General features: G+C 61.7%; 20 protein-coding genes and 1 tRNA gene. 13 read left to right on the top strand and 8 right to left on the bottom strand.

Features of this window, described 5'->3' with window-relative positions; genetic code table 11:
- Positions 1-195 precede the first annotated feature (195 nt).
- The 3 genes from RlegSU303_RS18750 to RlegSU303_RS18760 all read right to left on the bottom strand — a co-directional run bounded on the left by RlegSU303_RS18750 (position 196) and on the right by RlegSU303_RS18760 (position 4,525).
- Positions 196-1,179 (bottom strand): tripartite tricarboxylate transporter substrate-binding protein, encoded by a 984-nt coding sequence (locus tag RlegSU303_RS18750; protein ID WP_129419490.1) that lies wholly within the window; start codon positions 1,177-1,179, stop codon positions 196-198.
- A 227-nt stretch (positions 1,180-1,406) separates the two neighbouring features.
- The gene (locus tag RlegSU303_RS18755) at positions 1,407-2,741 is read right to left on the bottom strand and encodes a sigma-54-dependent transcriptional regulator (RefSeq protein ID WP_017961950.1); all 1,335 of its coding nucleotides are present in this window, start codon (positions 2,739-2,741) and stop codon (positions 1,407-1,409) included.
- Positions 2,738-4,525 (bottom strand): sensor histidine kinase, encoded by a 1,788-nt coding sequence (locus tag RlegSU303_RS18760; protein ID WP_269207223.1) that lies wholly within the window; start codon positions 4,523-4,525, stop codon positions 2,738-2,740. The genes RlegSU303_RS18755 and RlegSU303_RS18760 overlap by 4 nt, the downstream gene beginning before the upstream one ends.
- 201 nt (positions 4,526-4,726) lie before the next feature.
- On the opposite strand from RlegSU303_RS18760, the gene RlegSU303_RS18765 reads away from it, so the two are divergent.
- Positions 4,727-5,389 carry a sulfite oxidase-like oxidoreductase gene (locus RlegSU303_RS18765; RefSeq protein WP_168280343.1) on the top strand — a complete coding sequence of 221 codons (663 nt, stop codon included), beginning with the start codon at positions 4,727-4,729 and terminating at the stop codon, positions 5,387-5,389.
- Here RlegSU303_RS18765 and RlegSU303_RS18770 read toward each other — a convergent pair.
- Genes RlegSU303_RS18770 through RlegSU303_RS18780 form a run of 3 tightly spaced genes read right to left on the bottom strand, consistent with a single transcriptional unit; the run spans position 5,374 to position 7,027 of the window.
- On the bottom strand, positions 5,374-6,006 hold the full coding sequence (locus tag RlegSU303_RS18770) for a hypothetical protein (protein ID WP_231283254.1): 633 nt from the start codon (positions 6,004-6,006) through the stop codon (positions 5,374-5,376). The two genes, RlegSU303_RS18765 and RlegSU303_RS18770, sit on opposite strands and share 16 nt — an antisense overlap.
- A gap of 50 nt (positions 6,007-6,056) precedes the next feature.
- Positions 6,057-6,791 carry a CbtA family protein gene (locus tag RlegSU303_RS18775; protein ID WP_231283256.1) on the bottom strand — a complete coding sequence of 245 codons (735 nt, stop codon included), beginning with the start codon at positions 6,789-6,791 and terminating at the stop codon, positions 6,057-6,059.
- A 26-nt stretch (positions 6,792-6,817) separates the two neighbouring features.
- Positions 6,818-7,027 (bottom strand): CbtB domain-containing protein, encoded by a 210-nt coding sequence (locus RlegSU303_RS18780; RefSeq protein WP_017961954.1) that lies wholly within the window; start codon positions 7,025-7,027, stop codon positions 6,818-6,820.
- 234 nt (positions 7,028-7,261) lie between these two features.
- Between RlegSU303_RS18780 and RlegSU303_RS18785 the strand changes: the two genes are divergently transcribed.
- The 5 genes from RlegSU303_RS18785 (at position 7,262) to RlegSU303_RS18805 (ending at position 14,126) form a co-directional block, all read left to right on the top strand.
- The gene (locus tag RlegSU303_RS18785; protein ID WP_017961955.1) at positions 7,262-7,813 is read left to right on the top strand and encodes a histidine phosphatase family protein; all 552 of its coding nucleotides are present in this window, start codon (positions 7,262-7,264) and stop codon (positions 7,811-7,813) included.
- A gap of 453 nt (positions 7,814-8,266) precedes the next feature.
- Entirely contained in the window at positions 8,267-9,838 is a 1,572-nt protein-coding gene (locus tag RlegSU303_RS18790) for a putative bifunctional diguanylate cyclase/phosphodiesterase (RefSeq protein ID WP_017961956.1), read from the top strand.
- Positions 9,839-10,133: 295 nt separating this feature from the next.
- Positions 10,134-11,312 (top strand): acetate/propionate family kinase, encoded by a 1,179-nt coding sequence (locus RlegSU303_RS18795; protein ID WP_017961958.1) that lies wholly within the window; start codon positions 10,134-10,136, stop codon positions 11,310-11,312.
- A gap of 71 nt (positions 11,313-11,383) precedes the next feature.
- The gene (locus RlegSU303_RS18800) at positions 11,384-13,768 is read left to right on the top strand and encodes a phosphoketolase family protein (RefSeq protein ID WP_017961959.1); all 2,385 of its coding nucleotides are present in this window, start codon (positions 11,384-11,386) and stop codon (positions 13,766-13,768) included.
- A 79-nt stretch (positions 13,769-13,847) separates the two neighbouring features.
- A complete protein-coding gene (locus tag RlegSU303_RS18805; protein ID WP_331275226.1) occupies positions 13,848-14,126 on the top strand; it encodes a hypothetical protein in 279 nt (92 codons plus the stop codon).
- A 32-nt stretch (positions 14,127-14,158) separates the two neighbouring features.
- Here RlegSU303_RS18805 and RlegSU303_RS18810 read toward each other — a convergent pair whose 3' ends face one another.
- Positions 14,159-15,049, bottom strand: a complete 891-nt coding sequence (locus RlegSU303_RS18810; RefSeq protein ID WP_231283259.1) for a helix-turn-helix domain-containing protein — start codon at positions 15,047-15,049, stop codon at positions 14,159-14,161.
- Positions 15,050-15,166: 117 nt separating this feature from the next.
- Here RlegSU303_RS18810 and pobA point away from each other — a divergent pair, with 117 nt between their 5' ends.
- The 7 genes from pobA to RlegSU303_RS18845 all read left to right on the top strand — a co-directional run bounded on the left by pobA (position 15,167) and on the right by RlegSU303_RS18845 (position 22,217).
- Entirely contained in the window at positions 15,167-16,339 is a 1,173-nt protein-coding gene (pobA, locus tag RlegSU303_RS18815) for a 4-hydroxybenzoate 3-monooxygenase (RefSeq protein WP_094087478.1), read from the top strand.
- A 61-nt stretch (positions 16,340-16,400) separates the two neighbouring features.
- On the top strand, positions 16,401-17,573 hold the full coding sequence (locus tag RlegSU303_RS18820; protein ID WP_094087477.1) for an ABC transporter substrate-binding protein: 1,173 nt from the start codon (positions 16,401-16,403) through the stop codon (positions 17,571-17,573).
- Between the two features lie 75 nt (positions 17,574-17,648).
- On the top strand, positions 17,649-18,512 hold the full coding sequence (locus RlegSU303_RS18825; RefSeq protein ID WP_094087476.1) for a branched-chain amino acid ABC transporter permease: 864 nt from the start codon (positions 17,649-17,651) through the stop codon (positions 18,510-18,512).
- Position 18,513: 1 nt separating this feature from the next.
- Positions 18,514-19,518 (top strand): branched-chain amino acid ABC transporter permease, encoded by a 1,005-nt coding sequence (locus RlegSU303_RS18830; RefSeq protein ID WP_151519216.1) that lies wholly within the window; start codon positions 18,514-18,516, stop codon positions 19,516-19,518.
- Positions 19,515-20,279 carry an ABC transporter ATP-binding protein gene (locus RlegSU303_RS18835; RefSeq protein WP_231283261.1) on the top strand — a complete coding sequence of 255 codons (765 nt, stop codon included), beginning with the start codon at positions 19,515-19,517 and terminating at the stop codon, positions 20,277-20,279. Before RlegSU303_RS18830 ends, RlegSU303_RS18835 begins: the two co-directional genes overlap by 4 nt.
- Positions 20,260-20,976, top strand: a complete 717-nt coding sequence (locus RlegSU303_RS18840) for an ABC transporter ATP-binding protein (RefSeq protein WP_062945206.1) — start codon at positions 20,260-20,262, stop codon at positions 20,974-20,976. Before RlegSU303_RS18835 ends, RlegSU303_RS18840 begins: the two co-directional genes overlap by 20 nt.
- A gap of 407 nt (positions 20,977-21,383) precedes the next feature.
- Positions 21,384-22,217 carry a VCBS domain-containing protein gene (locus RlegSU303_RS18845; protein ID WP_151519214.1) on the top strand — a complete coding sequence of 278 codons (834 nt, stop codon included), beginning with the start codon at positions 21,384-21,386 and terminating at the stop codon, positions 22,215-22,217.
- Positions 22,218-22,665: 448 nt separating this feature from the next.
- Here the strand turns inward: RlegSU303_RS18845 and RlegSU303_RS18850 are convergent.
- Positions 22,666-22,742, bottom strand: a tRNA-Met gene (locus RlegSU303_RS18850).
- Positions 22,743-22,818 lie beyond the last annotated feature (76 nt).

Consider the following 22,818-nt stretch of genomic DNA (forward strand, 5'->3'; position numbering starts at 1 on the left):
GGTTCGTGACGCACTGCTGCTGCGATTGCCCTTATCCGCCTGCCGGCACCTTCTCCTCGCATGCGGGGAGAAGGGAAAATGCTGCAAGCCCTTCACCCCTTGCCGCCGCTTTAGTGACGCAAGTCCCCTCTCCCCGTTCACGGAGAGAGGGTTAGGGTGAGGGGCTCTCTCGGCATGCCTGGAGGAGGATAATCCTCAGTCGGCATATTCGCCAGCGGCCTCGATCACCGTTTTCCAGCGGGCAATCTCGCTTTCGAGCTTGGCCTTCAACGCAGCCGGCGTCGCATCGGCGTCGGAGGATGGCGCCGTGCCGAGCTCGGCGAAGCGGGCGCCGACATTCGGATCCTTCAACGCCACCTGCAGCGACTTCGACAGACGTTCGTTGATTTCGGCAGGCGTCCCCTTCGGGGTATAGATGCCGTGCCAGATGCCGACTTCAAAACCCGGCAGCCCGGCTTCGACGGCCGTCGGAATGTCCTTCATCACCTCGAGGCGCTTGGGCGAGGTCACGGCATAGGCCTTGATCGTGCCGCCTTGGATCTGCTTCGTCGTGTTGGTCGTCTGGTCGCACATGACGTCGACCTGACCGCCGAGCAGATCGGTCATGGCAGGGCCGGTCCCCTTGTAGGGAACGGTCGTCAGCGGCGTCTGGATCGCGCTCATGAACATCATGCCGCAGAGATGCGAAGCCGCACCGATGCCGGCATTGGCGACCGTCACCTTGTCCTTGTTCGCCTTGATATAATCGATCAGCCCCTTGAGGTCGGCCGGCTCCATGTCCTTGCGCGCGACGATCGTCATCGGCACATCGGTGACGAGGCCGACATAGTCGAAGGCGCCGAGCGTGTCGTAGGCGAGCTTGCGGTAGAGCGTCGCGCTGGTCGCCATGCCGATATGGTGCAACAGGATGGTGTAACCGTCGGGATCGGCATTCGCCACGCGGCCAGCGCCGAGCGTGCCGCCGGCACCGCCGACATTTTCGACGACGATCTGCTGGCCGAGATCCTTCGACATGGATTCGGCGACGAGGCGCGCGACGGTATCCGTCGGGCCGCCGGCCGCAAACGGCACAACCATAGTGATGGTGCGCTCGGGATAGGTCTGCGCCGAAGCGGCGCCGGCGAGAAGAGAGACCGCGGCAGCCGCGGTCAGGCCGAGCATGGCCTTCAGAATTTTCATCGTTTCCTCCCTGATGAAATAAGCAAGCCCGCCGACACATCCTCCGCGCCGGTTCGGATAGCCTATTTGCCGCCTGGAAAAATCGACCCGCAATCATTGCATGCGCTTTCGAAAGACGATTTTACGACAGTGCGATGCAGCATGGGTCGATTTGGAAACAAACGGCTCTGGCGGTGGGTGGAAATCCACCCATCGCCCGCGAGATTGCAGCGCCACCCAGCTCCGGGCTAGCTTTCGGTGGTCAGCATGCGCTTGTCGAGACCGTATTTCTGCATCTTTTCGTAGAGGGTCTTCCGGGAAATGCCGAGCGACTCATAGACCGGCCTGAGGCTGCCGCCATGCGCCACCAGCGCGCTGGCAATGACCCCGCGTTCGAATTCGGCGACACGCTCCGCAAGCCCGGTCGCCTCCTCGGCTTGCCGCCCGCCATTGTCGAGACCGAGGACCAGACGGTCGGCGGCATTCCTCAGCTCACGCACATTGCCGGGCCAGTCGCGCTGAGCAATGTCGGAAATCACATCTGGCGGCACGGCCATCTCGTCGCGGCCGTAGCGGGCCGCCGCTTCCCGCACCAGCTGCAGGAAAAGCAGCGGAACATCCGCCCGCCGCTGCGACAAAGACGGCACGTGCAACGTCGCGACGTTCAGCCGATAGAAGAGGTCGGCGCGAAAGCGGCCCGCGGCCACCTCCGCCTCCAGATCGACCTTGCTTGTCGCGATGAAGCGCACGTCGAGCGCCACCACCTCGTTCGAACCGAGCCTGGAGATCACCCGCTCCTGCAGCACCCGCAGGAACTTCGCCTGCAGGTCGAAGGGCATGGAGCCGATCTCGTCGAGCAGGATCGTGCCGCCGCGCCCATGTTCGAATTTTCCGTAACGCGGCCTCACCGCGCCCGGAAAGGCCCCCACCTCATGGCCGAAAAGCTCGCTCTCGATCAGGTTCGCCGGCAATGCGGCACAATTGATCGCGATGAACGGCCGGCTCGCCCGGGCGCTGATGTCGTGGAGCGCCCGCGCCACCACCTCCTTGCCGGCCCCGGTCTCGCCGACGATCAGCGTATCGGCATCGCTCGCCCCGATCGCCCGGATGCGGTAGCGCAGATCCACCATCACCTGCGTGCGCCCCGGCAGCCGCGCCTCGATATCGTCGCGCTTGCCGGCAACCGCTTTCAGCAGTCGGTTTTCGAGCACGAGGCCGCGCCGCTCCATCGCCCGGCGGATGACGCCGGCAAGCATCTCCGGCGTGAACGGCTTCTCGATGAAATCATAGGCACCTTCGCGCATCGCCTTCACCGCAAGCTGAACGTCGCCGTGGCCGGTGACGAGAATGACTGGTACCTCCGGGTCGAGCTCGCGAATCTTCTGCATCAGCGTCATGCCGTCCATGCCGGGCATGCGGATGTCACTGACGACGACGCCGGGAAAGCTGTAGCCGATCAGTTCCAGCACGTGGTCGCCGTTCGAATAGGTCTCGACACTGAAGCCGGAGAGCTCCAGCGCCTGCGCCGTCGAGCGGCGCAGTTCCTCCTCGTCGTCAACCAGCAGGATCTTCGCATCGTTCATTCCGCTGCCTCCGGCATCAGCCCTGCCGCCGATCGCAGCTCGATGCGGAACACCGCGCCCCCTTCGGGATGATTGGCAGCTGTAAGGCTGCCGCCGAAATCCTTGATGATGTTGTAGGAGATCGAAAGCCCCAGGCCGAGCCCCTTGCCGACGCCCTTCGTCGTGAAGAAGGGATCGAAGATACGCTCGGCGATCGCCGCCGGCACGCCAGGCCCATGGTCCCGGACAGTCAGCACCACCTTGCCGGCCTCCTCGAAGGCCGAAACCTCGATGCGCCGATCATCCAGCCCTTCCACCGCATCGGCCGCATTCGAGATCACGTTCACCAGCACCTGCTGCAGACGCACCGAACCGGCGCGCACCACCGGCGGACGCGGCCCGAGAGCGAGCAGCAGTTCGGCATCTGCCGCCTTCAGCCGCCAGGCGATGATCTCGAGCGTATCGCGCATCGCCTCGTCGAGGGAAACGGGACCAAGCTTCTCGTTCGGCTTGCGGGCGAAGTTGCGCAGGTGCCGGCTGATCGCAGCCATACGGTCGATCAGCCCGCCGATACGCCGGATATTGTCCCGCGCCTCCTCCGTCCGCCCACGGTCGATGAGAACGGAGGCGCTGTCCGTATAGGTCTTGGCGGCGGCGAGCGGCTGGTTGAATTCGTGCGAAAGGGCAGCCGACATCTGTCCCAGCCCGGCAAGCTTGCCCGCCTGGATCAGATCGGCCTGTGTCTGTCGGAGCTGCTGCTCGGTCAGCCGCCGTTCGGCGATTTCTTCTTCGATGCGGCTGTTGACGCGGGCAAGATCGGCTGTACGCTCCTCCACGCGCCGCTCCAGCTCGTTGCGGGCTTCGGCTTGCATCTGCATGCGCTCGGCAAGCCGCGCCCGCCTCTGGCGCAGAACCGCGACCGCAAGCCCGGCGATGCAGAGGAAGAGAAAGACTGCCGCAAGCGCCGTACGTGCTTGGGCATGGATGGAACTCGTCTCCATCAGCACATTCACCGTCCAGTCCTCGGCCGGCATGTAATGCGAGAGCACCAGATATTCGCTCGAACCGCGCTCGCCGGCCAGCGTCATCAGCTCATGCTGTTCGAAGTGGTGACGCGTCACCGGCAGCGCCGCCAACCTGGCATTGGCGTAACGTCGCGACGCCTCGGTGCGGGCGACGCGGTCGGCTGTCAGCGGCAGGATCGCACCATAGAGCCATTCCGGGCTGCCGGACATGAAGATGATGCCCTCCGGATCGGAGACGAAAATCTTGTATTCGCCGCCGCCCCAGGAGGATTCGATCATGTCGATATCGACCTTGAAGACGATGACGCCACGAATATCTGCGCCGGTTCGGATCGGTGCGGCAAAATAATAGCCGCGCTTCAGCGAGGTGGTGCCGAGCGCGTAAAACCGAGCCTGCCGGCCTTCGATCGCATCCTGGAAATAGGGCCTGTAGCTGAAATTCTGTCCGACGAAGCTTGCAGGCCCATCGTAATTGCTGGCCGCGATCGTCTCTCCATCCGGCTTGACCACATAGATATCGGAGGATTTCAGCAGCCCATTGATCTCCTTGAGATAGAGATTGGCCGCATCGCGCAGCGCCGCATCTTCAGGCGCGCTCACCAGTTCCTTGATGTCGTCATGATCGGCGATCAGCGCCGGCAGCGCCTCGTAGCGGTTGAGATGGCCGCTGAGTGCCGAAACGGCAAGGCGCAGCGCCGTTCCCGCCTGCGCCGAGGCTTCCTCCATATAGGCGCGCGTCGCAATCGCGCTCCCATAGGTGAAGAAGGCGAAGATGATCATCGGCACTACCAGCAACGCCGCTATCGCACGATATCTCGAAGACAGAACCGGCTCCTCCCCTTTTCTGCCTCCACTCCCCAGCGAGGCATACCCGACGCACCGAGTTTAGAGGGGTGGATAGGGATTTCCAAGGGGCCGCCGAAACTTGACACCTGGCAGGGGCAGATGTCCTATTGCTGCACCGCAAGGAGGCCCCCGCCCATGAGCGACGACCAGACGCCCGCCGACAGCAAACTCACCACATCCAAGCGCCGCTGGGCGGCAGAGGGCAAGTTCCTGACCGGCCGTATCAGCCGTCCCGAAGCCGAGCGCCTGCCGCCCGGCCAGCACCTTGTCAAGAACTGGCCTGTACTCGACCTCGGCCAGCAGCCTGTCATCTCGACCGAGACCTGGCGGCTCGAGGTGCGCGGCCTCGTCGAAACGACGCGCACCCTCACCTGGGCCGACTTCCAGGCGATCGAACAGAGCACGAGGGTGAGCGATATCCACTGCGTCACCACCTGGTCGCGCTACGACAACAAATGGAAGGGCGTTTCGACGCGCGATCTGCTTGACCTCGCAATGCCGAAGCCGGAAGCAGCTTACGTCATGCTGACGAGCTATGACGGCTATACCACGAACCTGCCGCTTTCCGATTTCGCCGCCGAGGATGCGATCCTCGCCACCTCCTGGGAAGGCCTGCCGCTGACACCGGAGCACGGCGGACCGATGCGCCTCGTCGTGCCGCATCTCTATTTCTGGAAAAGCGCCAAATGGCTGCGCCGCATCGAGCTGATGCCTGCCGACCAGGCCGGCTTCTGGGAAAAGAACGGCTACCACATCTATGGCGATCCGTGGCGCGAGCAGCGCTATTCCGACGATTGAGCTTTCGGCCGCGAGAAACGGCGAAGCGCAAACACGCCAAGGCCGAACAAAGAGGCAAGCCCCGTCAGCGACGCCATGCTGGCGGCATGGAATGGTATCCCGCCCCAGCGCGGCTTGACGATATCGGCAGTGTTGAAGGCCTCGCCGCTGAACCGGCAGGTGATGAGCGCAAGACCGCGCCGCACCATGTCGGCGTCGACCGCGGAAATGATTTCCCCCGCCGTAGCGGCCTCCCGCGGCATCTCGCGCATCGAAAGCAAGACCGCCTTGGTCGCGGCGAGATAGGCATGGGCGCATTCGTTGAACGGGCTTGCCTCATCCGTCACGCTGCCCGGCATCCGGCCCCACAGACAGTAGGAATACTGGATCTCGGCATAGTTCAGCACGCGCCGGAACGGCTCGTTCGTCTCGACGGCGCGGGATGCAAGATCGATGATCCGACCGCGATAGTCAGATATGACAGCCATCTCGCCATGGGAGATTTGCGGGATATTCAGCCCGGCATGGCTGCCGCCGTCCACGCGGCTATGAGCAAAAGCGCTTCCAGCGACCACACAAAAAAACGCGGCGGCAGAAAACGCCGTCAGCAGCAGTGGTCTGGCTTTGTCGTTTTTCATAATCGCCCGAAAAGTTCAGGGCGCCGGCAAAGCGGCGCCCTTCGATGCGTTCAGTGAAATGCCGTTGCCGGCCGGCCCTTAACGGCAAGCCGCTTTTCCGCCAGCGCCCCGAAGGCGAGGCCGAGCGTTGCCCAGAGGATCGCATGCATGCCGAGCGAGGTCGTGCGGAAGCCCCAGAGCACCATCGCCGAGAAGTTCTCCGGCACCTCGTTGATCGGCGGCAGCAAATAGAGCACGACGCCGATGAAGACGAGGTAGGCGATGCCGGCGATGATCGCGCCGTTCCAGGGACCGAAGCGCTCGGAGAGACGACGTGACAGCGCCACCGCGGCAATGAGTGCGGCAAGCGAAACGACGATCATCAGGAAGAACATTTCGGTCCTGACGCCGATCGTGTCGGGATTGCCGACCGCCGGCGGATTGGCCGGATACTTGATACTGGGAACGACGACGACCGCCACGAAGGCGGCAATGGCGATGACGGCTGAGGTGCCGCGCGCCGAAAGGCTGCTGAAACGGCCGTGTACGAAAGCGAAGGCAAGTGCGAAGAGCCCGCCGACGGCGACGCTGTAGGCCATGACGCCGGTGAAAAGGCCGGGACCGGCCTGCGTGGCGCGGCTGACGATTTCAGGTTCGGCAGCTTCGCCGGCCGCCTGGGCACTTGCCTCCTCGAAGGCGATCGCCGCATCGACCAGCGGCTCGCCGAAGGTATGGGCGAAAGCGAAAACGAGGATGCCGGCCATCAGGCCCGCGAGCATGCCGCGAAGCAGAAGGTTTCCAACCATGTCAGGAACTCCGATCGCGACGCGCTTTAGTGGCAGGGAAAGCCGAGGAGATGGCGGCCGTCATGCACGAATTCGTGCACATACATGCCGTTGAACAGCGCCATCGCGCCTTCCTCGGTGCCGACAAAATAGAGAGCGATGAGCATTAGCAGGCCGCCGAAGATCGCCCAGGGCAGGATCTCTCCTACAGGGATCGGCGCCGGTACAGCAACGGGCGCGAAAGTGGTGTCAGACATGTATTCCTCCGGGAATGACGCGTTCAGTCGAAAGAGTGCTTGTGCAGTAGGGTCTGACTTCCAGCGCGAAGAGCTTTCGACACGCTGGTCACAGTGGCGCGACCGCGCCGGACTTACACCGGCTTCCAAACCCGCAACAGCACGGTTATATCTGCACGCCGAAGAGACTGTCAACGAAACTTCACAAGCCGGCGAAGGACGCTGTCGCCGCATTCCGGGGAGACGAGAACGACCGTGAACACGCGCCTCACCTGGATCTGCCATGGCGCGACGGCAGCAAGCCGCAAGGCCCTGTTCCCGCTCGACGAACCGCTGGAGGACAAGGCAGTGGAGGAAGCCGGCAGGATGATCGCCCCCCGCGCCGACCGTATTGCCACGAGCCCCGCCTTGCGCGCCCGTCAGACTGCTGACGCGCTCGGCCTCGAAGCCCAAATAGATCAGGCGCTTTGCGACTGCGACCATGGCCGCTGGGCCGGCAGGTCGATCGCGGCGATCGGGACCGAAGAGCCGGAGAACTTCATGGGCTGGATGAGCGATGCGGAAGCAGCCCCGCATGGCGGCGAGAGCCTTCTTGATCTGCGCACGCGCATCGCCGGCTGGATGGATGGCCAGACCGTCCTCGGCGGCCACGTCATTGCTATCAGCCATCCGGCCGTCATCCGGGCAGCGATCGTGCATGTGCTGCAGGCGCCGCTCTCCTCCTTTTGGCTGAGCGACGTCGAGCCGCTTTCCGTCATCCGCATGACCAGCAACGGACAGCGCTGGTCTTTGCGCTTCCAGCATTAGCGACTGCTGATCTTATCCAGCTTTGCACAAGCAAATCGCGTCATCTCTGTTGAACCCGGCTTTGCGGGGACTACTTCCTTGTCCCAAGGAGATGGAAGAATGACATATGATTGGAGTGGCGAGCGCACGCGACGCCTGCGTTTCATGCGTGTCGCCACAGTCACGGTTCTGGTCGGTCTCATCGTCAGCGTTCCGCTGCTGATCGTCACCGCCTGAAGCACGAGAAAGGGCGAGCGATGCACTAGCACGCTCGCCTTCGTTCTTTTCCCGCATCAGCCAGTCTCCCGACCACGAGGGTATCGCGCTGACAACGACGCTCTTCCCCACAAGCCCCGTCGGGACTCTCTGCGGCACAGCAACAGGCTGCCGCCTCCGATAATTCGCCTTCTGGTTTCAACAAACATTTCAGACTTTCGTGATATCTCCGCGAAGGTGGGAGCTGGAGAAGGCATAATGCCGGTGTTTTTCCAAAGCAGGGCCGGAAGGCAATGTGTGTCGATCGTCGGATTTGGGGTAGCCCTCTGGCTCCTCGGCACGCTGTTGCAGCTCGACGACAGCCTGGTCTCCTTCATGACGGGTTTCGGCGAGTACGGCGCCGACAAGCTCGTTCTGGGGCTCGGCATCGCCGGCGCCATGAGCTTCATCTATTCGGTGCTGCGTATCGCCGACCTGCGCAAGGAAATGGAACTGCGCGCCGCCGCCCAGGCAAAGGCCGATTGGACGGCAACCCACGACCATCTCACCAAGCTGCCGAACCGCTACGCCTTCGAGCGCAAGATCCTCTCACGGCCGATCAAGGACGACGAGGCCGAGATCGAGGAGTGCGACCGCAACGTCACCATCTTCTCCGTCGACCTCGACGGCTTCAAGAAGGTCAACGATCTTGTCGGCCACAAGGGCGGCGACATCCTGTTGATCGAGGTTGCCAGGCGCATCTGCGCGCTCGGCAATGCCGATTGCGTCTATCGCTTCGGCGGCGACGAATTCATCATCGTCGCCTTTTCCCTGACGGCGCAGCGCGAGGAGCGTTTTGCCAAGCTGCTGATCCAGGCCGTCACCCGGCCCATCCATATCGATGGCTTTGCCGTCGAAGTCGGCGCCAGCGTCGGCTACGACCGCTGGGCCGAGGGAGCCGAGCCGCTGGAAGATGCCGCCCACCGGGCCGACCTCGCCATGTACGAGGCGAAATCACGCGGACCCAACCACTATTTCGTCTTCGAACCTTCAATGCAGGACAAGGTAACGGAACGCGCCGCGCTGGAAACCAGGCTGCGCGCCGCAATCTCCAACAAGGCGATCAAGCCCTTCTATCAGCCGCTGATCGACCTGAAGACCGGCCAGCTCTGCGGCTTCGAGGCCTTAGCACGCTGGATCGGCGACGACGGCGCCAACATCCCGCCGCCGGTCTTCATCGGCATCGCCGAGGAAAACGGCATGATCACCGCATTGTTCGAGGATCTTCTTGCCCAGGCCTGCTCTGACGCCCTCGCTTGGCCGGAGCATGTGATGTTGTCCTTCAACGTCTCGCCGGTGCAGATGGAAGACAGATTGCTGACCTCCCGCATCCTCAAGGTCCTTTCGGCAAGCCGGCTGCCGCCGCAGCGCCTGGAAGTGGAGATCACCGAAAACGCGCTGATCCAGGATCCCGCCGTCGCCGCCCTCATTCTCGACGAGCTGCACGCCGCCGGCATCCAGATCGCCCTCGACGATTTCGGCACGGGCTATTCGAGCCTCGCCCAGCTCGCCCGCTATCGTTTCGACAAGATCAAGATCGACAAAAGCTTCATCGCCACCTATCGCGACGACGAGCGGCAGGAAGAGATCGTCCGCGCCATGCTCGGCCTCGGCAGGAGCCTCAACATCAAAACGACGGCCGAAGGCATCGAGGAGCACGGCCAGCTCGCCTTCCTGCTGCAGCTTGGCTGCGACATCGGCCAGGGCTATCTCTTCGGCAAGGCGATGCCCGCCGCCGAGGCGGGCATCTTCATCGGCGATCGCAATGCCAGTCTGGCCTCCACGGCCTGACAGTACGCCTTAAAAGACCTGGCGCATGATCACGAACAGCAAGAAGGCGATCGCAATCGAGGCCGGCAGCGTCAGCACCCAGGCCATCAGCATGTTGCGCACGGTCGTCGGACGATATTGACGGTGATGCGCTTGGTTCCGTCGCCGTCACGAAGGATGACGCGTCACAATCCCAGCCGCACAAGATGACTGGGTGCGCAGTGACAAAATCGCGCCCCGAGCGAATAAATCCTTCCCGCCTGGGACTCCGACACTAAGTTCGGTCATCTCACACCCGCGCGGAGTCTTAGAGGACATGTCATCGACCGACCTGCTGCTGACCTTCAACACCGGTTCCTCGACCGTTAAGATCGGCATCTTCGCGATAGATGGCGCCGAGGCACGACGCATCGGCAAGGGCGTGATCGATTTCCGCGCCGAACCGCTGTCGCTCGGCCTGACGAAAGGGCTGCAGATAGTCGAGATGCCGTTGAAGGCCGAGGTGACGGAAGACCTGCACGACATCATCGATGAGACTTTTGCGCGTCTCGCCGATCACTTCGACATGACAGCGACGCGTGCTGCCGGCCACCGTGTCGTCCATGGCGGCGACCGCTTCACCAGGGCGATCGGCCTCGACGCCGCCGCAATCGATGCCGTCGATGCGCTGACCCCGCTGGCACCCCTGCACCAGCCGCAGGCGCTGCGTTTCATCCGCGCCCTCCGGCATCTGAAACCGCATCTTGCCCAGACGGCCTCCTTCGACACGGCTTTTCACGCCACGCAGGACGATCTCGTTCGCCGCTTCGCCATTCCCCGGGCGCTGCATGACGAGGGCATCAAGCGCTACGGTTTCCACGGCCTCTCCTATAAATTCATCGCCGGAGAACTTCGCCGCAAGGCGCCGCGTGCGGCAAAGGTGGTTGTCGCCCATCTCGGCAGCGGCGCCAGCCTCTGTGCGCTGGATGACGGCGTCAGCCGCGATTGCAGCATGGGCTTTTCGACGCTCGACGGCATCCCGATGGCGACGCGCCCGGGCTGGCTCGATCCCGGCGTCATCCTGCATCTGGCCGGTCAGAGGAAACAATCCTTCAAGGAGATCGAGGACCTGCTCTATCATCGCTGCGGCCTGCTCGGCGTCTCCGACATCAGCGCCGATACGCGCGACTTGCTGAAGGACGGACGGCCGCAGGCGCGCCAGGCGATCGACCTCTTCACACTACGCATTGCCGGCGAAATCGGCCGCATGGCGGCGACGCTTGGTGGCCTTGACGCCATCGTCTTCACCGCCGGCATCGGCGAACATCAGCCGGAGATCCGCGCAGGCGTGGCTAAGCGGCTGTCCTGGCTTGGCCTTGCAATCGACGAAAAGGCCAATGCTGCCAATGATTTCACGATTAGCACGTCGGAAAGCCGCATCGCCGCCCATGTCATCGCCACCGATGAGGAGCAGATCATCGCCGAGGAGGCGCTGTCCGTTCTTGGCAGTGGCTGATCCAGATCAACAGCTTGCCGGCATCGGCCGGTAGAATTGACGTTGAAGACGTTTTCGAACGGGAGAAACCCATGGAAAAGCATGTCTCGACCGCCGCCCTTAACGATGCCGAACTCACGCTGATCGACCGCTATTGGCGCGCCGCCAATTATCTCTCCATCGGCCAGATCTATCTGCTGGCCAATCCGCTGCTGCGCGAGCCGCTGAAACCAGAGCACATCAAGCCCCGCCTGCTCGGCCATTGGGGCACGACACCCGGCCTCAACTTCGTCTATGCGCATCTGAACCGCCTGATCCGCGCCCGCGACCTCGACATCATCTATATGTGCGGCCCCGGCCATGGCGGGCCTGGCATGGTCGCCAACACCTATCTCGAAGGCATCTACAGCGAGATTTATCCCGATATCTCCGAGGATGCCGAAGGCATGCGCAAGCTCTTTCGGCAATTCTCCTTCCCCGGCGGCATTCCGAGCCATGCGGCACCCGAAACGCCAGGCTCGATCCATGAGGGCGGCGAACTCGGTTACGCCCTCGTCCATGCCTATGGCGCTGCCTTCGACAATCCCGACCTGATCGTCGCCTGTGTCGTCGGCGACGGCGAGGCCGAAACCGGGCCGCTTGCCGCGAGCTGGCATTCCAACAAGTTTCTGAACCCTGCCCGCGATGGCGCCGTGCTGCCGATCCTGCATCTGAACGGCTACAAGATCGCCAATCCGACCATTCTTGGCCGCGCCAGTCACGAGGATTTGCAGAGCCTCTTTGAAGGCTATGGCTACGAGCCCTTCTTCGTCGAGGGTCACGAGCCGCGCGACATGCACCAGCAGATGGCCGCAACCTTCGACAGGGTCTTCGATCGCATTCGCGATATCCAGGAGGAAGCTCGCAATGGCAAGGCGCCCGATATCTGCCCGCGCTGGCCGATGATCGTGCTGCGCAGCCCGAAGGGCTGGACAGGACCGAAGGAAGTCGACGGCAAGAAGGTCGAAGGCTTCTGGCGCTCCCACCAGGTGCCGGTCTCCAACTGCCGCGAGAATGAAGGGCATCGCAAGATCCTCGAGGACTGGATGCGTGGCTATGATCCGGAGGACCTCTTTGGCAACGACGGCCGGCTGAAACCCGAGTTGCGGGCGCTAGCCCCCGTCGGCGAGCGCCGCATGGGCGCCAATCCGCACGCCAATGGCGGCTTGCTGCGCAAGGAACTCGATGTTCCCGATATCCGCGACTATGCGGTCGATATCGGCAAGCGCGGCAGCGCCATGGTGCAATCGACGGAGATCCTCGGCCATTACCTGCGCGACACGATGAAGCGCAACGAGAAGGCTGCCAATTTCCGTATCTTCGGCCCCGACGAGACCGAATCGAACCGCCTCGGCAGCGTCTTCGACGTCACCGACCGTGTCTGGATGGAGGGTATCGAGCCTTACGATGTCCACCTCTCCCGCGACGGCCGCGTCATGGAGGTGCTGAGCGAACATCTCTGCCAGGGCTGGCTGGAAGGCTATCTGCTGACTGGCCGGCACGGCCTGTTCTCCTGCTACGAGGCCTTCATCCACATCATCGATTCCATGTTCAACCAGCACGCCAAATGGCTGAAGGTGACGCGCGAACTCGCATGGCGAAAGCCGATCTCGTCGCTGAATTACCTGCTGACCTCGCATGTATGGCGCCAGGACCACAACGGCTTCAGCCATCAGGATCCCGGCTTCGTCGACCTCGTCGCCAACAAGAAGGCCGATATCGTCCGCATCTATCTGCCGCCGGATGCCAACACCCTGCTCTGGGTCGGCGACCATTGCCTGAGCACCTATGACCGCATCAACGTCATCGTCGCCGGCAAGCAGCCGGAGCCGCAATGGCTGTCGATGGACGAGGCGGTGAGACATTGCGAAGCCGGCATCGGCATCTGGCACTGGGCGAGCAACGAGGAAGATACCATTCTGCCCGACCTCGTCATGGCCTGCGCCGGCGACGTGCCGACCATGGAGACGCTTGCCGCCGTCGACCTGCTGCGAAAGGCCATTCCGGAACTGAAAATCCGCACCGTCAACGTCGTCGATCTCCTGGCACTGCAATCCAGGGATCAGCATCCGCACGGCCTGACCGACGAGGCCTTCGACGCGATCTTCACCGCCGACAAGCCTGTCATTTTCGCCTATCACGGCTATCCCTATCTCATTCACCGCCTGACCTATAAACGCACCAACCACCGCAACATCCACGTCCGCGGCTTCATTGAGGAAGGCACGACGACGACGCCCTTCGACATGACCGTCCTCAACGAACTCGACCGTTTCCACCTCGCCATCGAAGCGATCGAGCGTGTACCCGGCCTGAAGGAGAAAGCAGGCGAAGCGCTCGCCGCCTTCCGCCGCAAGCTTGCCGAGCATCACGACTATGTCCGTGAATATGGCGAGGACATGCCAGAGGTGCGAAACTGGACATGGCCGACGGCGTGAAGCGAAAACCAGCCGGAATTGCGTGGAACTGGTCGGCGGAGATCATCCGGCGGAAACAATCGTCAAGCAAAGTCTAAAGTTGGTGACAACCCTCGGTGCACTGTTCCTGGAAGACCGCATCGTAGGCTATGTGTCTCGAGCAAGCTTCAAGGCCGTCGACCGAGGAAACGACATGAAAAGTTTCGCTGCCACGCTTACCGCCGCCCGGCTGGAAAAGGCGCTCGCCTTCTACATGACGCCCGAAGCCCAGCGCGATGGCTCAGACGATGCCGTCAAGTCAGCTGAGCAACGAGACGCATACGAGACCCGCGCCGGCGAACGCGCCCGCGACACGGAAGAGGGCGTCGAAGCCTGGTAGGGCAGTTGCACTCCGCAACCCTTGCGGGTGACCTATACACGTTCAAGCCGAACCTCCTCCTTCATGCGCCAGACCCGCGGCGTTTCTCCGGTGTATTTCACGAAGAATCGCGAGAAATAGGCGGGGTCGGCAAAGCCGAGCCGAAATCCGATCTCCTGAACGCTGCCCAGCGTAAAAACCAGCTGGCGTTTCGCCTCTTCGACGAGTTTGCCGGCGATCAATTCATGAGGAGTATTGCCGGTCATCGACCGGACGATACGGGTAAGATGTGTCGGCGAAAGCCCAAGCTCCCTGGCGTAGAAGGACGCGGGCTTGTGTGATCGGAAATGTTGCTGGATGAGCTCGCTCAGCATTTCCATCCGCCGCTCGTTCTCGTTTGCCGGAAGCTCGTGCGCATTCCCCTCATGGCAAATCCTCGCCGTCAGCCGCAGCGCCAAGGCGATATAGGCGGCCAAGGCCTCGTTGCGGCCGCTGCGGCGGTTTTCGAATTCGTCGCCCAGCCGTCTCAACGTCTGCATGACATAGGCGGCCTCGGCATTATCGGGATCGAGTGGCGTCAGATGCGGCGTCGCAAACCATTCGCCGAGGTGGCTTCGGTCGCCGGGCGGATGGCTGAGATGGGATCTCAACAGGGTGATCACCAAGCCGTCGATATCGCGTGAAAAGCGAAAACCGTGATTGAGACCAGGCGGCACAGTGATGATTGCCGGCGGACAGATGGCATGGCTACTTTCGCCGAAGATCGCATCGCCCGAACCGCCTTCGATGTACAATATCTGAAAGAAACTCTCGTGACGGTGCGGGCGAATCTCCCATTGATGCAAGCTGCTGCGGGAGCGAATTGTTTCGCAATGCAACCAAAAATCGGGCTTTCGCCCGGTATTCTCACCGTAGAGTTCGTAGGTAGGGATATGTCTGCTCATAGGGCTGCTCCCGCACCAATGTTCGATTAGTGCAATTTTTTGGCCGGAATGTCCATTGCTGCGGCAGGGACGACACGGCAGAATCTGGCAAAACGCAAAAATGCAGGGAGGAAGCAGTTGCGAACGCAGGTCGCCATCATTGGTTCGGGACCATCCGGCCTGCTGCTCGGCCAGCTCCTGACCGAAGCCGGCATCGACAATGTCATTCTCGATCGTGTGAACAAGGATTACATCCTCGGCCGGGTTCGTGCCGGCGTTCTGGAGGAAGGCACCGTCGGGCTGCTGGATCAGGCAAAAGCCGGGACACGGCTGCACGCCGAAGGCCTGCCGCACGACGGTTTCTCATTGGCCTTCGACGGACGCGACCATCGCATCGACCTCCACGAATTGACCGGCGGCAGACGCGTGACGGTTTATGGACAGACCGAAGTGACGCGCGATCTCATGGAGCGACGTGAAGCGAGCGGCTCCCTGTCGATCTACGATGCCGTCGATGTCGCGCCGCATGATTTCGACGGCCATTCTCCCTTCGTCACCTATGTGAACGACGGTGTTGCCAAGCACATCGATTGCGACTTCATCGCCGGCTGCGACGGGTTTCACGGCGCCAGCCGCAAGGCCGTCCCGGAACGGGCGATCAGGAGTTTCGAGAAGGTCTATCCCTTCGGCTGGCTGGGGGTGCTTGCCGATGTGGCGCCCGTCAGCCATGAACTGATCTACGCCAACCATCCAAGGGGCTTTGCGCTCTGTTCGATGCGCTCGGCGACCCGCAGCCGTTACTACATCCAATGCGCGCTCGACGAGAAGATCGAGGACTGGAGCGACGATCGCTTCTGGGACGAGTTGAGACGGCGTCTGCCGGGGCATCACGCCGAGGCTTTGGCGACCGCGCCGTCCTTCGAGAAATCGATCGCGCCGCTGCGCTCCTTCGTCACTGAGCCGATGCGTTTCGGCCGGCTTTTCCTGGTCGGCGACGCCGCCCATATCGTCCCGCCGACTGGCGCCAAGGGACTGAACCTTGCCGCCAGCGACGTTCATTATCTTTTCTCCGGGCTGATCGAACATTACCGCGAGGGATCGGATGGCGGCATCGACGCCTATTCGCAGAAGGCGCTCGCCCGCGTGTGGAAAGCCGTGCGGTTTTCCTGGTGGATGACGACGATGATGCATCGATTTCCGGACACCGGCGATTTCGATCAGAAAATCCAGGAGGCGGAACTCGACTATCTGACGCATTCACGCGCCGCCTCGACGGCGCTTGCAGAAAACTACGTCGGATTGCCGTTCTGATATGAAGATCTGAGACTGAGGCGAGCCATGAAGGCCGCATTTTAAAGTGGAGGAAACTAACATGAAAAAGCTTGTATTCGCCGCCGTTGCGGCGGTGCTGCTCAGCAGCACGGCCTATGCCGACACCATCAAGGTCGGCGTCATCGGCCCGTTCTCCGGTCCGTTCGCGCTGCAAGGCAAGAATTTCAAGGCCGGTATCGACGCCTATATGGCGGTCAACGGCAACACGGTCGGCAGCGATACGGTGGAAATCGTCTATCGCGACGTGCCGCAGGCCGATCCCGCCCAATCCAAGGCGCTGGCGCAGGAACTGATCGTCAAGGAAAAGGTCCAGTATCTTGCCGGCTTCTACTTTACGCCCGATGCCATGGCGGTGACGCCGATCCTGAAGCAGGGCAATGTGCCGATGGTCATCATGAACGCCGCCACCTCGGCGATCGTGACCAAGAGCCCGCTCGTCGTCCGCACCTCGTTTACCACCTGGCAGACCTCGACGCCGATCGCCAAGGTCGCCTTCGACGCCGGCGTCAAGAAGGTGATTTCCGTCGTCAGCGATTACGGCCCCGGCATCGATGCCGAGAACGCCTTCAAGGCCGGCTTCGAAAAGGCCGGCGGCCAGGTGGTCGAGGCGATCCGCATGCCGCTTGCGACCAACGACTTCAGCCCGATCATGCAGCGCATCAAGGATTCCGGCGCTGACGGCGTGTTCGCCTTCCTGCCGTCAGGTCCGACGACGCTCGGCTTCGTCAAGGCTTACAACGACAATGGCCTGAAGGCTGCCGGCATCAAGTTCTTCGCGCCGGGTGACCTCACGCAGGAATCCGATCTGCCGGCGCTCGGCGATGCCGCACTCGGCATCCAGACGACCTTCCACTACGCAGTGTCGCACGATTCTCCCGAGAACAAGGCTTTCGTCGAGGCGGCGACCAAAGCAATCGGCAACAAGGCCGAACTCTCCTTCCCCTCAGTCAGCGCCTATGACGGCATGTATGTCATCTACAAGATGATCGAGGCGACGGGTGGCAAACAGGATGCTGAGAAGGCCGTCGATGCGGTCAAGGGCCTTGCCTGGACAAGCCCGCGCGGCCCAGTTTCGATCGATCCGGAAAGCCGTCACATCACGCAGAACATTTATCTGCGCGAAGTGACGAAAGCTGATGACGGGACCTACATCAACAAGGAAGTCCAGACCTTCGAGAAGCAGGGCGATCCGGGCCTGGCGGCCGTCAAGTAACATCGAGCGTCACGACAGGTGGCGGGCTTGGCCTGCGATCAGGCCGAGCCCGTCGCTTGGAAGCAAGGTATTTCCATGCAGACAGTCTTCAGCATAGCCGTCGACGCCCTTGCCTATGGCATGGTGCTCTTCGTGATCTCGATCGGGCTTTCGGTGACCATGGGGCTGATGCGTGTCGTCAACCTCGCCCATGGCGCCTTCGCGATGATCGGCGGCTATATCGCCTCCTATGTCGCACGCGATCTTAGCCTCGGTTATGCCGCGGCGGTCATCGCCGCCGTTGTCATCACCATCATCGTCGCCATTCCGATCGAGCGTTTTCTCTACCGCCGGATCTATGGTGCGCCGGAACTGACCCAGGTGCTGATGACCATCGGCATCACCTTCTGCGTCATCGGCATCGCCAATTATGTCATGGGGCCGACGCTGAAGACCATACCGCTTGCCGGTGCTCTACAGGGGTCAGCCGATCTCGGCTTCCGCACCATTCCCGTTCACCGGCTTTTCGTCATCCTCTGCGGCCTCGCCGTGGCGCTCGCCCTGTGGTTTACGATCGACAGGACGAGCTTCGGCGTCAAGCTGCGTGCCTCCGTCGATGATGCGGCGATGGCGGCGGCACTCGGTGTGCGCACCGAGATCATCTATGCGGTGAGCTTTGCCGTTGCCGTCGGGCTTGCCGCCTTCGGTGGCGTGGTCGGGGCCGAACTCCTGCCCGTCGAACCCTATTACGCGCTGCGCTACATGGTGACCTTCCTGGTCGTCGTCTCCGTCGGCGGCGCGGGCTCCATTCCAGGTGCACTGATCGCCTGCCTGCTGCTGGGCGCGATCGATACGACAGGACGGTATCTGATGCCGGAATTCGGCGAATTCTTCTTCTATCTCGCCGTGATCGCAATCATCTGCGTCTTCCCGCGCGGCCTTGCCGGAAGGGCGAAATAAGATGGCGCTTGTCATGAACAACGAAAACGAAGGTCTACAGCATCGTCGCGGGTTTATCGGCCGCGACCTCATCGGACTAGCGGTCATCATAGCCATTGCCGCGATCGGCTATTTCGCCTTCCCCGATAATCTCGCCCTTTTGACCCGGATGATCACGATCGCGCTGCTCGTCCTGTCGCTCGATCTCGTGACTGGTTATTGCGGCGTCGCAACGCTCGGCCATGCAGCACTTTTCGGCTCCGGCGCCTATGCCGCCGGGATCCTGTCGGCGCATTACGGCATCAATGACCCGTTGCTGATGATGCTGGCCGGCATCGTCGGCGGCACGGTTGCCGGGTTGCTCTGCGGCGCCATCATCCTGCGTGCGCATGGACTGCCGCAGCTGGTGCTGTCGATTGCGCTGATCAACCTCTTCCATGAATTCGCCAACAAGGCCTCGTCCTGGACAGGCGGCAGCGACGGACTTTCCGGCATTGCTCCGGACCCGGTCTTCGGCCTCTTCGAATTCGATCTCTACGGTCACACCGCCTTCTTCTTCGGAATGGCGCTGCTGCTGATCGTCTTCGTGCTGCTGCGGTTTCTGGTCCGCTCGCCCTTCGGCATGCTCTGCCGCGCCATCAAGCAGGACCCGCTGCGCATCCGCGCCATGGGCGCCTCGCCGAAGGCAGCTCTCATCAGGATGTACGCAATATCGGGCGCCGTTGCCGGTGTCGGCGGCGCCTTGAATGCGATCTCGACACAGGTCGTCGGCCTCGACAGCCTGTCTTTCACGCAGTCGGCGGAAGCGCTTGTTATGCTCGTCCTCGGCGGCACCGGTTCTCTCTTCGGGGCACTTTCCGGCACTGTCATCTTCATGCTCTTCGAGGACTATGTCTCCGCCGCCAATCCCTTCCATTGGCTGACCATGGTCGGTGCACTGCTGATCGCCGTCGTGCTCTTTGCGCCGAAAGGTCTCTATGGCACGGCCGCAGCCTTCGTTAGCCGCCGCAGGGAGCAGCGCTCATGAGCCCGGTCTTCGAAGTCGCCAATCTCAAGAAAGCCTTCGGCGGCCTTGCCGTCACCAATAATGTCTCGCTCACGATGTCGCCTGGCGATCGCATCGCGCTGATCGGCCCGAACGGCGCCGGCAAGACCACCTTCGTCAACCTTGTGACCGGCAATCTATCGCCCGATTCCGGTGAGGTTCGCCTCGGCGGCGAGGTGGTGACGAAGGTCGATGCGATCGGCAGGGTCAGACGCGGCCTTGTCCGCTCCTTTCAGGTGACACGGCTCTTCCAGGACATGACGTCGGCCGAACATGTGGGACTTGCCGTCCTTCAGCGCGACGGAAAGACCGGGCACATGTTCGGCAATTTCCTGCGTATGCCCGATGTCATGGCGGAGGTCGATGATCTCCTAGGCAAACTCGGGCTGGCTTTCCTGATGCATCGCAAGGTCAGCGAAATCGCCTATGGCCAGCAGCGGCTTCTCGAGATCGCCGTGGCGCTGGCATTGAAGCCGAAAGTCCTGCTGCTCGACGAGCCGGCAGCCGGCGTGCCGCAGAGCGATACCGGCCGCATCGAGCAGGCGCTGGCCGATCTGCCCGCCGATCTCGCCGTGCTGATGATCGAACACGACATGGACCTCGTCTTCCGTTTTGCGAAACGCGTCATCGTGCTTGCATCAGGCGCGATCATCTTCGATGGCCTGCCGGAAGATGTCACCAAGGATGCGCGTGTGCGCGAGGCCTATCTCGGGAGCTATGCCAATGCCAGCCATATCGCTTGAGGTCGAGAACCTGTCGGCCGGATATGGGCCGACGAGAGTGCTCGAAGGCATTTCCTTCTCCGTGCCGGCAGGTGCCCGGCTTGCCGTGCTCGGCCGCAACGGCATGGGCAAGACCACGCTGCTGGCAACGCTTGCCGGGCAGACCAGGCGATACGAGGGCAGCATCCGTCTTGGCGGTTCGGATGTCACGACGGCACCGAGTGCTGCACGAGCGCATAAAGGCCTCGGATATGTGCCGCAGGCACGCTGCGTCTTCCCGACGCTGACGGTTGAAGAAAACCTCTTCGTCGGCTTGAAGGCGCGACCGAAAACGGCGCTGGAGGAAGCCTATGCGATGTTCCCGCGCCTGAAGGAGCGCCGCCGCAATCTCGGCAGCCAGCTTTCCGGCGGCGAGCAGCAGATGCTCTCCACGGCCCGCACCATTCTCGGCCGCCCCTCCGTTCTGCTGCTCGACGAACCGCTGGAGGGCCTGGCGCCCGTTATCTGCGAGGAACTGATGGCGGCCTTTACCGACCTCGCCAAGACGGGAGACATGACCATCCTGCTGGTCGAGCAGCGCATCCAGAGCGCGCTCGATTTCGCCGACCAGGTCGTCATTCTCGAACGCGGCAGACTGGCCTGGACCGGAACGCCGGAAAATCTCACCAGGGATCACGAGGCTGTCGAGAGCCTGCTCGGGGTCGGCGGCCTGCATTGATAGGGTGGTCGGCAGAAGCTCAGGCTCTGCTGATTCCTCCCATTCGCCTTCGAGATTGCTCTCGGCGCGCCGAGCAATTCATGCAGTATATCGTCATGACGACGTCATGATTGACCAGTCATTATTATCATGACTGAAGTTTTCCGCTGGCCGAATTGATGGATCGCCTGAAAAGGCGATAAACACCATGATCGATGAAGCGGCAGCAACCTAAGACCAGGCGTAAATCCCGGTTCACAAACTGGATCGACGTTTATGCCGCTCCCTTTACTTGAATAGTTGAGCTGTAAATCGACCGGAATATGTGACGTTGACGGGCGGAATTGCTCTGACGCTTCCTCAATTTCGGTTGCCAGATACCCTATAGGGTTGCATAGTCGAACAGAACATCAAACGGGGGGATAGAAATGGCAAACCACAAGCCGGTCGCAGGTGACGTATACCAGCCTATTTTCAACATCGACAACCCGATCGACGGCAACATCCTGGACAATACCAGTTCCACGGATGTCGACGGAGATCAGGTGCGTCTCAACTTCGTCAATGGACAGCGAATTCCGCAACCGGCCGATCCGAACGGGCCTGCCACGACCACCACAGTCGAGGGAAAATACGGCACTCTGACCGTCTATTCCAACGGTAACTACACCTATGAGCTTGATCACACCAACCCGGTGGTAGCAGCGCTCGGCTCGGGAGACCAACTCGTCGACCAGTTCAATTTCAAGATCTCGGATGGCAAAGGCGCCACCGACTTCGGCTTGCTCAACATCGCGGTCGACCTGCCGGAACGCGGCGACGTCTTCGTCAATTTCGAGGATGTCGGCAACCACGACTTCCCGACGGGCTACAAAGGCTTCGATTGGGGCGCTTGGTACGATGGTGACGACGCGACTGTGCGGGAGGAATCGGATGGCAACCACTATCTGGGAGGAGGCGTGTTCTGGACACCCATCCAAGCCGCCGATGGCGGCAACTTTCAGATCGAGCAATTCAGTGTCGCAAACGGCACATCGGACTATGACAACGTTCTGACGATCGAAGGTAAGCTGGACGGCGATACCGTATTCTTGGTCACGGTCAACGTCACCGCCGACAGCATTCATGACCCGCAAGTGATCGATCTCAGCGCCTACGGCGAAATCGACCAACTCGTGCTCGACACCGAACCCGTCATCAACGAAACGAGCGGCCCGGATTATTACGGCGCGCAATACGACAACTTTCATTTCATCGTTTGATTGATAGGGAAAGGGCGCCGCATCACCGAAATCTGTGCACTGAACCGACTGCGCTCTGCGGCGCCTATCTGGGTACCAATTTCTTGCGATAGCTGACGGGCCTGCATCTTGCTAGCATAGGATCGTGCGAGGAGGCACGGTTATGCTGGGATGGAGGAAATGATGCAGCCAGTCGGGATCAGGTTAGCGGCGGTCATGTTCTCGCTCGCCGTATGGGCTATTATTATCGCTGTCGCATCCCACCTTTGGGCGACGAAGATGCCTCTGTTGCTTCTGACGCTCTACAGATAGGCCTGTCCTCGCCGTTGGCGGAAATCCTGCAGATCAAGGCGGACTGTTTTCAGGCCCTCGCTACCACGTTTGCCGCTGCTACCAGTGTGCTACCACGCCCATAAAAAAGGGCTCTTCTCGGAGCCTTAAAAATCGCATTTTATGTAATGAAAACAGATGGTAGCGGAGGAGGGATTTGAACCCCCGACACAAGGATTATGATTCCTCTGCTCTGACCTACTGAGCTACTCCGCCACTGGTCAACGATACCCGCTCGCGAAGCGATGCCGGTTCGTGGGATGAGCGGCTTATAAGGTGCGCTTCGGCTTTG

This window comes from Rhizobium sp. SU303, assembly GCF_021052345.1.
Taxonomy (GTDB): domain Bacteria; phylum Pseudomonadota; class Alphaproteobacteria; order Rhizobiales; family Rhizobiaceae; genus Rhizobium; species Rhizobium laguerreae.